The sequence below is a fragment of the Mycobacterium sp. NPDC051804 genome (genome assembly GCF_044452905.1).
Taxonomy (GTDB): Bacteria; Actinomycetota; Actinomycetes; order Mycobacteriales; family Mycobacteriaceae; genus Mycobacterium.
This window is the reverse complement of record NZ_JBITCD010000005.1, coordinates 275,148-288,467: the sequence shown is the minus strand read 5'-3', so window position 1 is coordinate 288,467 and position 13,320 is coordinate 275,148. Positions and strand designations below refer to the sequence as shown.

11 protein-coding genes are annotated in these 13,320 nt (G+C 61.5%); 4 read left to right on the top strand and 7 right to left on the bottom strand.

Annotated features, from left to right (window positions below; translation table 11 throughout):
- Nucleotides 1-255 precede the first annotated feature (255 nt).
- Both ACIA48_RS21045 and ACIA48_RS21040 read left to right on the top strand, forming a co-directional pair.
- Nucleotides 256-834, top strand: coding sequence for a DapH/DapD/GlmU-related protein (locus ACIA48_RS21045; protein ID WP_396735834.1), 579 nt, complete (start codon nt 256-258; stop codon nt 832-834).
- An 11-nt stretch (nt 835-845) separates the two neighbouring features.
- Nucleotides 846-1,967 (top strand): glycosyltransferase, encoded by a 1,122-nt coding sequence (locus tag ACIA48_RS21040; RefSeq protein ID WP_396735831.1) that lies wholly within the window; start codon nt 846-848, stop codon nt 1,965-1,967.
- A gap of 23 nt (nt 1,968-1,990) precedes the next feature.
- Here the strand turns inward: ACIA48_RS21040 and ACIA48_RS21035 are convergent, their stop codons facing one another.
- The 6 genes from ACIA48_RS21035 to ACIA48_RS21010 all read right to left on the bottom strand — a co-directional run bounded on the left by ACIA48_RS21035 (nt 1,991) and on the right by ACIA48_RS21010 (nt 9,549).
- Entirely contained in the window at nt 1,991-3,001 is a 1,011-nt protein-coding gene (locus ACIA48_RS21035; RefSeq protein WP_396735828.1) for a lipase family protein, read from the bottom strand.
- A gap of 94 nt (nt 3,002-3,095) precedes the next feature.
- Nucleotides 3,096-4,706 (bottom strand): glycoside hydrolase family 71 protein, encoded by a 1,611-nt coding sequence (locus ACIA48_RS21030; protein WP_396735825.1) that lies wholly within the window; start codon nt 4,704-4,706, stop codon nt 3,096-3,098.
- 40 nt (nt 4,707-4,746) lie between these two features.
- Entirely contained in the window at nt 4,747-6,033 is a 1,287-nt protein-coding gene (locus ACIA48_RS21025; protein WP_396735822.1) for a Wzz/FepE/Etk N-terminal domain-containing protein, read from the bottom strand.
- Nucleotides 6,034-6,035: 2 nt separating this feature from the next.
- Nucleotides 6,036-7,352, bottom strand: a complete 1,317-nt coding sequence (locus ACIA48_RS21020) for a hypothetical protein (protein ID WP_396735819.1) — start codon at nt 7,350-7,352, stop codon at nt 6,036-6,038.
- Nucleotides 7,349-8,110 carry an SGNH/GDSL hydrolase family protein gene (locus ACIA48_RS21015; protein WP_396735816.1) on the bottom strand — a complete coding sequence of 254 codons (762 nt, stop codon included), beginning with the start codon at nt 8,108-8,110 and terminating at the stop codon, nt 7,349-7,351. Before ACIA48_RS21015 ends, ACIA48_RS21020 begins: the two co-directional genes overlap by 4 nt.
- Nucleotides 8,107-9,549 (bottom strand): oligosaccharide repeat unit polymerase, encoded by a 1,443-nt coding sequence (locus ACIA48_RS21010; protein WP_396735813.1) that lies wholly within the window; start codon nt 9,547-9,549, stop codon nt 8,107-8,109. Before ACIA48_RS21010 ends, ACIA48_RS21015 begins: the two co-directional genes overlap by 4 nt.
- Before the next feature lie 337 nt (nt 9,550-9,886).
- Here ACIA48_RS21010 and ACIA48_RS21005 point away from each other — a divergent pair, with 337 nt between their 5' ends.
- Together ACIA48_RS21005 and ACIA48_RS21000 are read left to right on the top strand one after the other, a co-directional pair.
- The gene (locus ACIA48_RS21005; RefSeq protein WP_396735810.1) at nt 9,887-10,549 is read left to right on the top strand and encodes an SGNH/GDSL hydrolase family protein; all 663 of its coding nucleotides are present in this window, start codon (nt 9,887-9,889) and stop codon (nt 10,547-10,549) included.
- Nucleotides 10,550-10,676: 127 nt separating this feature from the next.
- Nucleotides 10,677-12,176 carry a hypothetical protein gene (locus tag ACIA48_RS21000; RefSeq protein WP_396735807.1) on the top strand — a complete coding sequence of 500 codons (1,500 nt, stop codon included), beginning with the start codon at nt 10,677-10,679 and terminating at the stop codon, nt 12,174-12,176.
- Here the strand turns inward: ACIA48_RS21000 and ACIA48_RS20995 are convergent.
- Nucleotides 12,067-13,266: a glycosyltransferase gene (locus tag ACIA48_RS20995; RefSeq protein WP_396735804.1), complete on the bottom strand. Its 1,200-nt coding sequence runs from the start codon at nt 13,264-13,266 to the stop codon at nt 12,067-12,069. The genes ACIA48_RS21000 and ACIA48_RS20995 overlap by 110 nt on opposite strands.
- Nucleotides 13,267-13,320 lie beyond the last annotated feature (54 nt).

Sequence of the window (13,320 nt, the reverse complement as noted above, 5' to 3'; positions counted from 1 at the left end):
CAAACTTCTTTGACTTCGCCCCGGAAACGATAGCAGCGCACCAGGTGCGCGCCAACACTGTTATGTACCTCGTGGTGTCGCGACGAACCACAGCCAGTATGAACTGCAGTTAAGGTGGATTTGAGTGCTGGAAGGTCCGGTGCGTCGGGTGCGACTCCCGCGGGTGGTGCTGCCGCCCATGAGCTTGTAAAGTCGTTCGCCAAGTATATTTTCGCAATCATTTGGTCCCCCCCAGCGCGATAGGCGATTTGCACGATGCATCTGAGCAGTCACACCCGACCAACTGAGTCTCGAACTCGCCGCAGATCGCTGTCTGGCTTCACCGGGGCGGGCTACGACAAGGGACGAAGTGTGCTGGTGCAAATCGCATGGCTCGCCAGTTCGGGCATGGTTGTCACCCGGTGGTGGTGCCCGAATCGACTTCGTCTCGCGATCTTGCGTGCGTTCGGCGCGCAGATCGGCAAGGGAACGCTGATCCGACACCGCGTCAGAGTCCATTGGCCCTGGAAATTGGTCGTCGGCGAGAACACCTGGATCGGCGAGGGCGTCTGGATTCTCAACCTCGAGCCGGTATCCATCGGAGACGACGTATGCATCTCGCAAGAAGCGCTTCTGTGTACAGGTAGCCATCAGCGTCGTTCGCCAACATTCGAATTCGACAACGCGCCGATCAGAATCGGCGACGGGGCATGGATCGCCGTTCGGTCGACGATCCTGCGTGGCGTCACGGTCGGCGAGGACGCCGTAGTGGGTGCGACCGCATTGGTCACGTCTGATGTTCCGCCCGGTGCGCTTGTGCTGGCGCAACACTCACAATCGGCCGACGGTGCATAGAGCAGGCCCTCATGCGAATTCTTCAGGTGGTAACCCTCCTATCTCCAGACGCGTCCTACGGCGGACCGGTTCGAGTCGCTGTCAACCAGAGCAAGGAGCTCCGCGACAGGGGCCACGAGGTTGTCATCGCGGCGGCGGCAAGAGGCTATGACCAGTTGCCGACCGGCATCGACGGCATACCCGTCCAGGCGTTCCCGGCCAAAACCGCACTACCGGGCATCGGCTTTGCCGGTACCCGCGGCGCAGGCATGTCTCGCTGGATCGCTGACAACGCCAAGCACTTCGACGTAGCGCACATTCACCTGGCGCGGGATTTCGTCACATTGCCAGCTGCGCGAACGTGTTTGAAGCGCAGTGTGCCAATTGTCGCGCAACCTCACGGGATGATCGACCACAGCAGCCGGCTCCTGGCAAAGCCGCTCGACCTCTTCTGGACCGCACCGGTTCTCCGATCGGCCAGCACTGTGCTGTTTCTCACCTCGCGTGAACGCGACGACCTTCGAGGGGTGGCTCAGCCACTGCCGAATCTACGGGAATTGAGCAACGGTGTGCCGCAGGCTGTTCCGCGCGACACGACGAACATGCAGGAGCCACACGAGGTGCTGTTCCTGGCCCGGCTGCATCCACGAAAGCGACCGGCCATATTCGTGGAGATGGCCCGTCGGCTCGTGGAGCGAGGTGTCGCGGCCGACTTCGCAATCGTGGGACCGGACGAAGGCACCTTGTCCGAAGTCAACGCATTGATCACCAGATACGGCCTGCAGTCACGCATGCGCTATGAGGGGGCACTCGCACCTGACCTAGCGGCAGATCGAATGCGGCGAGCCGCGATCTATGTGCTTCCGTCCATCGACGAGCCGTTCCCCATGAGTGTGCTGGAGGCCATGTCGGTCGGGGTGCCCGTCGTCGTCACCGATACGTGCGGGCTAGCTTCCCTCATTGAGGAAACGGGCAGCGGCAGCGTCGTAGGCTCCGATCTGGACTCGCTGACCGACGCCGTCCATCGGTTGCTGGAATATCCGCACCTTCTCGCGACCGCGGGAAGGAATGCCTACGACACCGCGACAGATAGGCTGGGGATGTCCCTCGTCGTCGACGCACTCGAGGACATCTACAAGCGCGCGGTGGAGTGACTGATCAAGCCTCAGGTGACTATTCAAGTGGCGCAGGTGTTCACAGGGGCAGCTCCCACGAGGCGCTCCTGAAGCCAGGCAGCTACGCGCGGACCCGCGTCGAGGTTGTACTGAGTTTCGCCGTCGCGAATCACGAATTCGACGGTGTCGCCCAGCTTGCACGCCTCCTCGACGGCCGACGTCACCCACTGCGGACGCACCACATCGTCTTCACTACCCGTGATCACCAACATCGGCCCGCTCGCAGGTCGTTGCGGAACTGCGTAGTCCGCCAACGCCTTACGTAGGGAATCGGTCGCGGCCGGTGAGGTCGGTACGCTGTCGGCGACCCCCACCACGACTGCTCTGGACTCTTCGATCGCAGGGCCGGTGCAGGCCAAGAACAATTGCTTGTTTGCCTCCAGCGCGCCGTGCAGATAGTCGGTGGGATCGATGCCGGGATGGGTTCTCTTCAAGCCTTCGACCAATAGCGGAAGGAGTACCTGTTGAGCGCGTGTGAGCCAGCCGCCGGAGGCGAGTTCGGGCATATTGGACAGATCCGCGAAGGGTGATTGCGAGGTCGAACCGAGGAACTGGAGACCGTCACCGTACTCGCCCGCCAGTTCATTTGCGGCCCAACTGGCTTGACCACCTTGGGAAACGCCGACCGCGAACCACCTGGTCGACGTGTCGGGCACGACGTTGCGCGCAGCGCGGACCGCGTCGATCATGTTGAAGGCCGCAGTCCTTGGTTCCAAGAACGGATGTACGCCGGGTTGGCCCAATCCCTCGAAATCGGGCACGGACACGACAAATCCGAGAGCCACTAGCGACGCGACCACGCTGTCGTAGCCCAGTAGATCCGGAAACGCGGAGGGACCACAGTCGGGCGAGAGACCGGTGGTGCCGTGGCCGTATGCGATGAGCGGCCAGCCGCCAGTCGGAGGTGGACCCGGCGGAACGAAAACCGATCCGGACACATCGCGAAGAGTTCCGTCGATTCCCGACACCGACCGGAACACGACGTTATAGCGGGTGGCAGCGACCTGTGTCAACGGCTCAGTGGTATTCCAGTCCTCGACTGTGTTGACAACAGTTCCGCGTTGGTCCCGGATCTCAGTCGCGATGGAGGGGATCGGTAACGCTGCGTTAGGCGTGGCCGCCGTGCTGACGTACTCTGCCGCGGGTTGAGTACACGCCGGTACGGTCGCTAGTGCCACCGCAGTCAGCAGTGCCAGAAGCGGAGAACCAAACTCCCTGAACCTGTTCGTGGGCAAGTGAACTCCTTGGATTGGTCGCTTGGGTCTGCAACATGACGTAGGAAAGGTCCTGATAGAGCGGGTTCGCGATGATGCGGTCGGGCGAAACGAGTTTCAGAACGGTCGACCGGCCGCGGAGCACCTCGACGCTGACCACAGACCCTTTGGGAGTCAGCGCTCCGATCGGAGCAAGGCATTCGGACACACCGGCGGAAGCGTCGCAGACGGTGACCGTGTCACCCACCCGAAGGATGACCTTTGCGGGGGCAGTGAGAAACGTCAGAGCCTCGACGGCGTCGCGACCAGGCGAACTTTTGCTTCGCAGTCTTGCCAGCGCGCGTTGTCGGCTGGGCCTCGAAGCAACTGATTGGGTCCGGTGCGACAAGAACACTTTGTCCTCAGTGATCGATGGCGGTTGGCCGCATTTGAAATACGCGATGTAATAGGACATCAGCTCGAGCAAGGCGTATCCATGTCGCGTACTCGGAGCGACTTGGGTGTTCTCCGAATAGTCATTCCAGGTGATGAGCTGCACCCATTCCGCACCACTGTCGATCGCGATCTGCCACGTGTTCCGGAGGTTCGTCGTGTTCTCCGACTCGTCGTAGGTCTCGTCTCGCGGTCGATAATCCTGCATGGCGACGGGCTGCATCCACACATCGGACTTGCTGTGCACCTTGCGCACCGTGTCCAGGGGGAAACCGCTTACCGGGCTGTTCGACGGACTCCTCGGGCCCCAAGCGGACATGCCATAGGAGATGGGTGCAAACTTATCGATATTCGCGTCCGAAGGGTCGAGAAATAGCGGCACTAGCGCAATGTCGATGTTGCGCGTCTGCATAGCCGCCATGAAATCTCGCCACCACGCCACCGGACGGTTTTCGGCCAGATAGGGCGACACGACGAGCCTGCCGTCGGCGAGCCGAAAAGCAGCGGGACTCGCGGCCAGCAAGGCGATTTCGTCTGCCATCCCTTGCGGCGACATGTCGCCGAGTTCTCCAGTCATGTCGGGCATCAACATGATCTTGAATGCCGGATCGGCCGCTTCCGCCGCCTGCAGCATCATCGATGGGATCGGAGCGATCCACGCGCCGGGACTGTCGTGGGCGACAAGGATGTCGACACTGAAACCATCAATACCCGCGGACATTGCTTGACCGATTTCCGTCGACAAGTCTTGTTCGCGCCAATCTTGTTCTGGTCGCGGTGCTCTCGGCAGAGGGCGGTCGCGAAGAAAGCCACCGTACTCAGCGTGAATGCCCCGCTCTCCTCTCGGGGAGAGGTAGTCCGTCGAATAGTAATCGGAGGCCGCATCTCGATTGTCGATCGAGATCGGATACGGCGGAAAGTAGTGCGCGAACACCATCTTGGCTGTGCCGGCCGTCAGCCCTGAATCAGACACATCAACGCGGGCAGGCTCGGGCACGAGGAGTCCACCGACCAGCAGGATCGTGAGGATGCACGCCAACAGCGGAGACCTGAAGGAGATTCTGCGCAGCACGCCCCGTATACGAGCTAACGAGGACACGGCCACCCGACTTTCATCGGGCCTCCGTCAGCACCACGCCAAGAATTTTTGCACCGGTTTGGCGCATGGCGTCTGCGGTTTCCTTCATGCTGCTGACAGCTGTTTTTCCTTGCGCCGCAACCAGGATCACACCGTCGCACGCCGAGCCGGTGACTGCTGCGTCGACGGTGGCCAACAGTCCCGGAGTATCTACGAAGACGAAGTCGTGGGTGTTCCGAAGGTCGGCAAGCGCCTTCTCCATGGCGTCGGACGCTACGAGTTCGCTGGCAGCCTTGGTCGACTGGCCGGCAACCATGACGTCGATTCCGGTGCCCGAGATTTGCATGAGTTCGTCATCCACACTGGCCGACGAAGCCAATACCGACGCGAGCCCACCCTCAGACTGCTGTCCGAGATAACTGGCCAAGCGGGGTTTGCGAAGGTCTGCGTCGACGACGGCGACCTGCCGGGCAATGCCATCGAGCGCGACTGCCAGGTTGGTTGCGGTCGCCGTAGTCGACGTACTCGATGTCGGTGATACGAAGGCAATGGACTTCGGGGGATTGTCGACGTCGACGTACAGCAAGTTGGTGCGTAGCCGTCGAACAGCCTCCAGGTATTTCGATGATGCGTGGAGGTCGATGTCCAGCCTCGTCGCGCTCCTTTTTTTGTCACGCGGAAGCACACCCAATACGGGCGCTTCGGCGGCGTCACCAAGCTGTTCGGGCGAACGTATGGTTCGGTCAGCGCGCTGCAACGCCCATTTCGCGAGAAATCCGAGTAGGAGACCGACCACCAAACCGATCGCTCCGTAGAGCCAAAGATCGACTCCGGCAGGAGAATCCGGCTGCTCGGCCTGCTGCACAACGCTGAGCGTGGAACTCGGAACCGGCGCTCCGGCAGGCGTCTCCAATCTCGCCACATACTGCGTGAAGGCAGTCGCATACGCGTTGGCGATCTCAGCGGCGCGCTGCGGTGACCGGTCAGTCACCGAAATGTTCAGAAGCACAGTCTTCGGAACCTGTGACGCCACCACTTCGGTGGAGAGTTCCTCAGGCGTCAACTCGAGCCTGAGATCGTCGATGACCTTCACCGCCAGGTCACGATTGCCGACCAGGCTCACATAGGTCTCAGCACGTTGCTGGGAGAACAGATCGCCGTTGTAGGCGCCCGCTGAATCGACACTCGCCGGCGAACCCAGGAATAGCGTGGTCGTGGCCGTGTAGGACTTCGGCTGCATGTCTCCGACTAGAAAACCGGCCGCGAGGCCGAGCACAAGCCCGAGACCGACAACCCACCACCGACGGGCAAACCTTCCCATGATCAGACTCCCATTCCCGCCATTGCTTCAGTCCGGTGGCACTTCGCTTGATCTGGGCTCTTCGGGGACAGCACTACTGTTCCGACGAGCCCGATGTTCCAATGGTTCAAGCGCCTTGTGGCATTCGCTAATTCGCCCCGCTTGACTTGTCCTTCGTTGGCAATGAGGACCACGCCGTCGATCGAGTCATTGAAGGCGGTGGCAACTGCGGGATTCAGGAAGTCAGGGTGGTGTACGAGCACGACGTCATACGAGCTTCGTAACTCGGAGATCAACTGGTGAAATCGCTGAGATCGCAGAAGTGGCAGCCAGTTGTCGGGGCCGGCGCCGCCCAGGAGATCGAGCGTGCCGGCATTACCGTGTCGTATTGCGTAGGCCAGCGGCAGATCTCCGGCCAGGACGGCAGCGAGGCCTCTGTCCGGGGAAGGGTATGCCATCGCCTCAGTGGCAGCAGAATCACCGATCGCGACCAAGACGGCACGCGCCCTGTTACCGCGTAGATCAGATGCAAGTTTGGCCACCGCCGTTTCGGGAATCGCGGTACTCGTTGTCACACTTGCGAGTGCGACGACTTGAGAGTTGCCCCCGGCGGTCGAACCATTGTCTGTTCGCAGCGCGCTACTGACGTCGAGATCGGAGTCGACAGTAGCCAAGAGCGGCCGCCCCGTGATCCGCTTGATCACACTGACTCCACGCGCGGCGCGGGCACTGCCCCACCAGGCGGCGCCGGTGATTCCTGCGAGAAACCCGAGCGTCAGCCCAACTGCCAGATAGATGACGATGTTGGGCGAGCTCGGCTTCTTCGGTTCCTGGGCAGCTTGAGTGAGGACCGGATCCACATTGGGGATCAGCACGCCGCCGGGGAGTTCCAGCGCCCGGATGTCGTTGGCGAGTTCCGAGGCCACCGCGTTGGCTAGAACCATTGCTTCCGAGGGGGATTCGGATTCGACGGTGACATCGATGAGGACTGTGTCGGGCTTCGCTGACGCGGATGTCGCCGCGGATAGATCCTCGGGTGTCATGGGAAGCCGAAGTCGCTCGACGACTCGGCGGGCGAGGTCGTCTCGAGTCGCGAGTTGAACGTAGGTTCGGGCTCGCTCCTGTGAGAACGCATCAGCGAGGTATGGACTTGCCTCGGTGGTCGCAAGAGATCCCATACTCGCATAACCAGGGGTCGCCAGAAACAGCTCCGCCGTCGCCGCGAACTTGGCTGGTGTCACGAGGATCAGGCCCATCGCGGCGATGACCCCGGCCAGCGATGAGCAGGTGATGAACTCCCAGTGCTCACGGAGGAAAAGGGCAAATGTTCGCCAGCTCATCGGCTATCGCCTCTCGGTGTGATGCCGTGGCTTGCCAGCGACTGCTGAAGCTTGTCGGCGATGTGGTGATGGCCCGCCTGATTTGGGTGCGCGGAGTCCGGTAGAAGCAAGGACGCAACGTCAACCCCCTGATACCAGCCCTCTGACACCGGGTCGACGACGATTCCGCCGACCGACGCGGCCGCATCCTGGATCGCCTGTAGTCGACTCGTATAGATCTCCGCCGGTTCAGGCGACAGGAAGGTGGGCGCAACGACCACGATCTTTGCGTCGGGCCAGCTTCCAGCAGCGCGTGTCAGGTACTGCGAGAGCGCATCGGCATAGACCGGCACTGGCTGATCCAGATCGTTGCGGCCGGCATCCACGATGAGGACATCGGCGGAATACAGTTTCTGATCTGTCGCAAGCCTGTCGATGAGCGCACTGTCCGCCGCGGCGTCGGATGTACTGACTAGACGGGTGCCTGCGCTCGCGTCGACATTGCAGACGAACTGCATGTTGTTACACACGATTCGCGGATACGCATTTCGACCGATGCCGCCGTATCCCGCGGTGAATTCGTCGCCCACAAAAAGCGCAGTGGACCGCGGAACCTTCGCCAGGGGTACCGATGGGTATGAAGTCTCGATGGATCCGTGGGATGGCGCCCCATGGCCAGTCCTCACCCAGATGGCCGAGGCGAGAACCACGATGATGATCGACGCCGCAACCAAGTAGACGGTGTAGCCGCTCGGTCTATCGCGTGTGACGCGCTTCATCGGGCGTCGACCTTTCGCCATCGGGCCACAAACGCTGTGCACGCGAGGATCACCGTGAGATAGGACATCGCCTGGAGCAGCGAACCACGGAGGAGGATCACCAGATAGAACGGCATGACGCACGCCAGGATGCCGGGGGCCCGGGCCCGCTGGAGGCTTTCCTCGATACGTCCGTCCAGCTTCCGGACCAGCGCGCCGGCGAGAATCATGCCGAGGATCAGCAGGGGCCAGCCGGCGTTCACATACAACTCTGACCACAACGGCGCGGACAAATTCTGAAAACTGTACGAGCGTGAAGCGGCCAAGAGAATCCCGGTGTCGCGGGGCTTGTCAGGCCAAATGCCCCGTGGGACCCAGAACAGCAGGACGCCGACGGCTTGTTCGCCGTCGGTGAAGCCATGCCGGTCCACATAAAGCAGTGTGTTGTTGATCTGGGCGAATGCATCGAAGTCTGCGGACGTCAGAGATTCGACAACAGATCCCGCCTTGATCTCACCCTCGCTGGAGTATCGGAACGCGTCCGCCAAGGGGAATAGTCCGATCAACGCGACCACCCAGAGTATTGCCGTGGTGCGGAATAGTCGTGGGGTTGCGAACAGTCCGAAAAGAGCGGCGACGGCGAGTGCGGCTGTGCCGAAAACATATCGGGGACTCGTGATCGGATTTGCGACAACCGCCAGCACGACTCCAACGCATACACAGAGCGCAACTAGTGGCCAATCACGGCTCCGCGTCTCCCGAATAGCGTTTACCAGCGCGATGAATGACACCAGCAGCGTCATGACCGTGAAGCCTGAAATAAGGGCGGCGACGGAACTTTCGGGCCATGCCGCTGCTACAGCGATCACCGCCTCGTCGCGCGTCGAGAAGAGCGTGCCCAGCCCGATCTTCCCGATGTAAAACACCGCGCTCAGTAGCGCGACGAACGCGAGCAGGACTGTGCGCGTCAGATCAGCGCCGTCGTGGACGTACCGCCCACGGAACAGCTTCCGATGAGTGGGGGCGGTGAAGCTCAAGCCGACGACGAACGCGGCCAACCCGACGATGACCACGACCATTGCGGCCTGCTGGAGGTCCGCGTCGAGTCGCGGCGTTGTTTGTGGGTTGATGCCGCTGCGCATCTGTACCAGCGGGGCTACCCCGAGGAAAACGTAGGTGAACACCCAGAACGACATCTCGAAGAGTCGCCTGCGACCTTCTGCAACGATCCATGCCCATCGCAGTGCTGACAGCGTTGTCACTATCAGCGAAAGCCACCAGACGCTGCTCGCAGTTGACGGAGTCAATAGGACGAGGGCGGCCGGAAACAGCACAGCCATGGCGGCTCCGGCCCACGCTGCGAGAATCCACGAACCGAGGCCGCTGCTATCGATCGGGTCGCGAGATTGGCTGTGCAGACCACGCGTGAGCGCAAGGTCGCTGCCCGCCAAATGTGTCACTCGCGTATTCCTTCGAAGAAACCCTGCATCGATCGCGCACAGAAAATCCGCTACGCGGTGTACCACACCATACAAGAGAGATAACCACGAAGCATCATGGCAATTGTATTTAGTGTTCTCTTAGACTTGGCCGCAGGTCGCGCCGGATTGGGCGACATGCTAGATTCGGGCGGGAGTTGAGCGGCCCTACGGTCAGCAATTTAGCAGGTAGGTGGCAGGAATTGTGAGCAGGCCAGTTCACCGGTCGAAGACGTCCGGGTCCTCTCGTTTCGGCGCGAAACGACTGCAATTCATCCCGAGTGTGCGAATCCAGCGACTTGTCATTCTGTTGCTTGCCATGACCGCGATCACCGTCACCGCCGTTGCAGTCGCCAGTACCGGCCTGCCAAGAGGCGAACAAGGTGGGCAGCGGTCGGTGTTGTTCATCGGCGACAGCTTCACCGCGGGGGCGACGATTGATGAGGCGCAGGCGTACCCCGCGCTCATCGCGCACCGCGAGGGATGGAGACTTCACGTCGACGCCCAAGGCGGCACCGGTTTCATCGCCGACGGCCAGGGAACCGGGAACGGCGACACCTCCAAGCTGATCGACCGAATTGCGCAGGACGGCCGAATGTTCCCCGACGTCGACCTGGTAGTCCTCGATGCGGGTCGGAATGACCTGAGTTTCCCGGCAAATGAAGTCGCAGAGGCGATGTCGCAGTGCCTCATGGCAGTCCGGCATCAATGGCCCGATGCGAAGATAGCTACCGTCGTGCCGTCTTTCCTCTCGCCCGATTCCTACGACGGCTATCAAACGCTGGTGCGCCGCCTCGCTACTGCTTCGGCTGCAGTTGGCGGAGTCGTCATCGATCCCGTCGCCCAACGCTGGTACGACAGTGTCGATTCCACGGCTATGGTCAGCGCTGATGGCGTGCATCCCAACGCCGACGGAAGCACCTATATCGGCGAGCGGCTCCTCACATCGCTGCGTGATCATGGCCTCGCCGGAGCAAGCTGAGTACCGCGAGACCATGGGGAAGCATCACGCAACGGCAAAGCACCGCGCGCCTTCGACCGGCGGAGCGGGCAGACGCGCGAGGTCGGGAACCTCGCGCCTAGTCGGGTTCGGTCTCTCGATCGTTGTATTGGCCCTGGCGTCCCTGGCTGCCATCCCGGCGATGGTGGCGGCTGACGGCAGAGTGGCTTGGGGCGCGATCGTCGTCGGCCAGGCCGTTGGCGGCGTCGCAGCGGTTGTCGTTGGCTACGGCTGGGGTGTCTTCGGTCCCGCGCGGATCGCCAACCAGTCGGCAACTGTACGCCGAGTGGAGTATATCGAGGCAATTCGCGCCGAGTTGGCCTTGCTTATCCCGATTTCAGCCATCGCTGCGGGTATCGCTTGCGTCCTGGCGCCAGATGCCAAGGAACTCGCAGCATTTGGAGCGATCGCCATTACGAGCGTCGGTCTGACACCGCAGTGGTACTACGTGGGAGTCGGAAAGCCCTACACGATGTTGGTACTCGACACCTTCCCACGAGCTGGTGGAACCACGGTCGGAATCGTCTTGATGCATGCCGGACACAGTGCACTAACAGGGCTCATCGGAATGCTCTCGGGTGTCCTCGCCGGATTCGTCATCTCGACTGTGTGGGTGCTGCGTTCGACTGTCCGCGAAGGTGCCGAGCTTCGACGTCCCCGCACGCTCCGCACAGTACTGTCGGCGCATCGTCACGGCATCGCGTCGAGCCTTTGCGCGGCTGTCTATTACTCCGCACCGCTGATGATCGTCTCGGTCATCGCTCCAGGAATACAGCCGTCGTTCGCGCTCGCTGACAAGATCCAGACACAGGCGGCAAGCGCGCTGTCGCCTGCGAGCACGGTGCTTCAGGGCTGGGTTCCCCGCGCCACCGGGGCAGCTCTGGTCGGACGGATCAAGGCCGCGCTTGTGGCCGGATCCGCGTTTGCCGTCGTCATCGGCATCTGTGCTGCCGTGCTGATACCACCGCTAGCCAATTGGCTTGGTAACGGACAGATCTCGCTGTCCATCGCAACGGTTGGTCTGATGTCTGCCTGCATCGCGGTCGCATTCATCGAGCGGGTCGTCGAAGTGGCTGCGCTGGCCCCAGTGCACCGTCTCGACGCGATCACCCGTGCGATCGTGATCAGCGGACTCATCGGAGCGCCGATGGTCGCACTCGGAGCGATGTACGCGGGCACCACCGGGGCACTTGTCGGCGTGCTGTCCAGCCTCGTGTTGTGCGTCGGAATCGAATGCCTCGAGTGCGCTCGTACGACTCGAGAACTCGGCAATACGACCAGAGTGCGTGTTGACCCCGTCTGGACTACGTTGCCGACACTTCCGATTCTGATCCCGGCACGTAACGGGGACGCACCACAACCGGCTCATAGCGACCCCGAATGGAATATGTTCCCGACGCTGCCAATTCGGATCCCGGGACACAACAGTGGCACTCCACGACCGCGAACTCGACCAACTCCGCTACGTAAATCCGTTCGGGGGGTCGGCTCGGCGAGCGCTACGCTCTCGCGCGGTGACGCGGGATGGTCAGCTCGATCGACGTCGCCGCATCCTCGAGCTCGTAACGGCGTCTCACCATCGCGTCTGTCTCATTCAGCCCTGCGATAGAGAGGATCTGGCTCCAGCGGTACACATGGTCGTGCCGCCGAAGCGAATTCACCATATTGGTCTTGCTGATCCGCTCGAGTCTTTCTGGATCGGCGGCCAATTCGGCTATCACGTCAGCGATCTCGCCAGAATCGAACGGAAGTGGGATGACCGAGTCCTGCCAGTCGAAGAACTCGTCGAACAATTCGTTGCGCGGGACATCGCCGACGAGTACTGCTCCACCGGCCGCGCCCTCGAAGTAACGCAATCCCAACACGTGCTGGCTACCGATGCGATCGCCTTTGTGCCATGACGCGATGTTGACCAAGAAGAATCGGGAGCGCTTGATCATGTCCGCCAAACGCCTGCGGTGGTCGACGTGGCTTGTGACAGGCGAGTTCGACACCGTGTCGTACATGTAGTACCAATCACCGCCCTCCGCCATCTGCAGTAGCGCCTTGTGCGTCTCCGGCGGAGTATGGCCCATCGCATAGAAGTCGATGGCACGGGCGGGGTTATCCGGATACGCACAGAATTTCAGTGCGTCAACGGAGAGTTGAACCTCATGGCACGGTCGACCGGTGGCCGCCGCTAGCGGTTTCACCGTTTCTCGATTCTCAACGAAGATGTGGTCGAACTGTTTGAGGATATTCAGCACGCTGCCCAAGTTCGGGACATCCGCAGCCCAGAGTTCCTGCACGTAACACACTGAGACACGGGCCCTCGAGCGCCACATTGCGAACGGCGCGAGGTTATAGAGGTCGCCAGGTGCCTCACAGTTGACCAGCAACATCTCATAGTTGCGAGAGGCGTCCTTTGGAGGCCTTCTTCGGCCAGTCAGCGGAAGCGCACCCTCGACTTTGACTTTGAACCGCCTTGAGATTTTCACAGCCAGTCGCTGGAGCGTCATGATGACGGCCTGCACCGCTGTGTCGGCGTTCTCCGGCACGACCAGCCCGGCCGGGGCTACGACGTCAACATCATCGACCGCGGCGACGAGGTCCTCGAACTCGTACTGCGCGCACCGCGAGATGACCGGCGCGACGTCCCGGTACGAAATGCAGAGAATGCGTGGATCCGGCGCCTTCGAACTGAAGCGGTATCTGTTCATCGCTTTCTGGTCCTACTCCTTGCACACTTGGCGACTGCACTGCGCCCTTCAGCT

What these genes read in the sequence shown, in the direction of transcription:
- ACIA48_RS21045 (WP_396735834.1), top strand. Translation starts at nt 256, where the DNA reads ATGCATCTGAGCAGTCACACCCGACCAACTGAGTCTCGAACTCGCCGC.
- ACIA48_RS21040 (WP_396735831.1), top strand. Translation starts at nt 846, where the DNA reads ATGCGAATTCTTCAGGTGGTAACCCTCCTATCTCCAGACGCGTCCTAC.
- ACIA48_RS21025 (WP_396735822.1), bottom strand. Translation starts at nt 6,033, where the DNA reads ATGGGAAGGTTTGCCCGTCGGTGGTGGGTTGTCGGTCTCGGGCTTGTG.
- ACIA48_RS21020 (WP_396735819.1), bottom strand. Translation starts at nt 7,352, where the DNA reads ATGAGCTGGCGAACATTTGCCCTTTTCCTCCGTGAGCACTGGGAGTTC.
- ACIA48_RS21015 (WP_396735816.1), bottom strand. Translation starts at nt 8,110, where the DNA reads ATGAAGCGCGTCACACGCGATAGACCGAGCGGCTACACCGTCTACTTG.
- ACIA48_RS21005 (WP_396735810.1), top strand. Translation starts at nt 9,887, where the DNA reads ATGACCGCGATCACCGTCACCGCCGTTGCAGTCGCCAGTACCGGCCTG.
- ACIA48_RS20995 (WP_396735804.1), bottom strand. Translation starts at nt 13,266, where the DNA reads ATGAACAGATACCGCTTCAGTTCGAAGGCGCCGGATCCACGCATTCTC.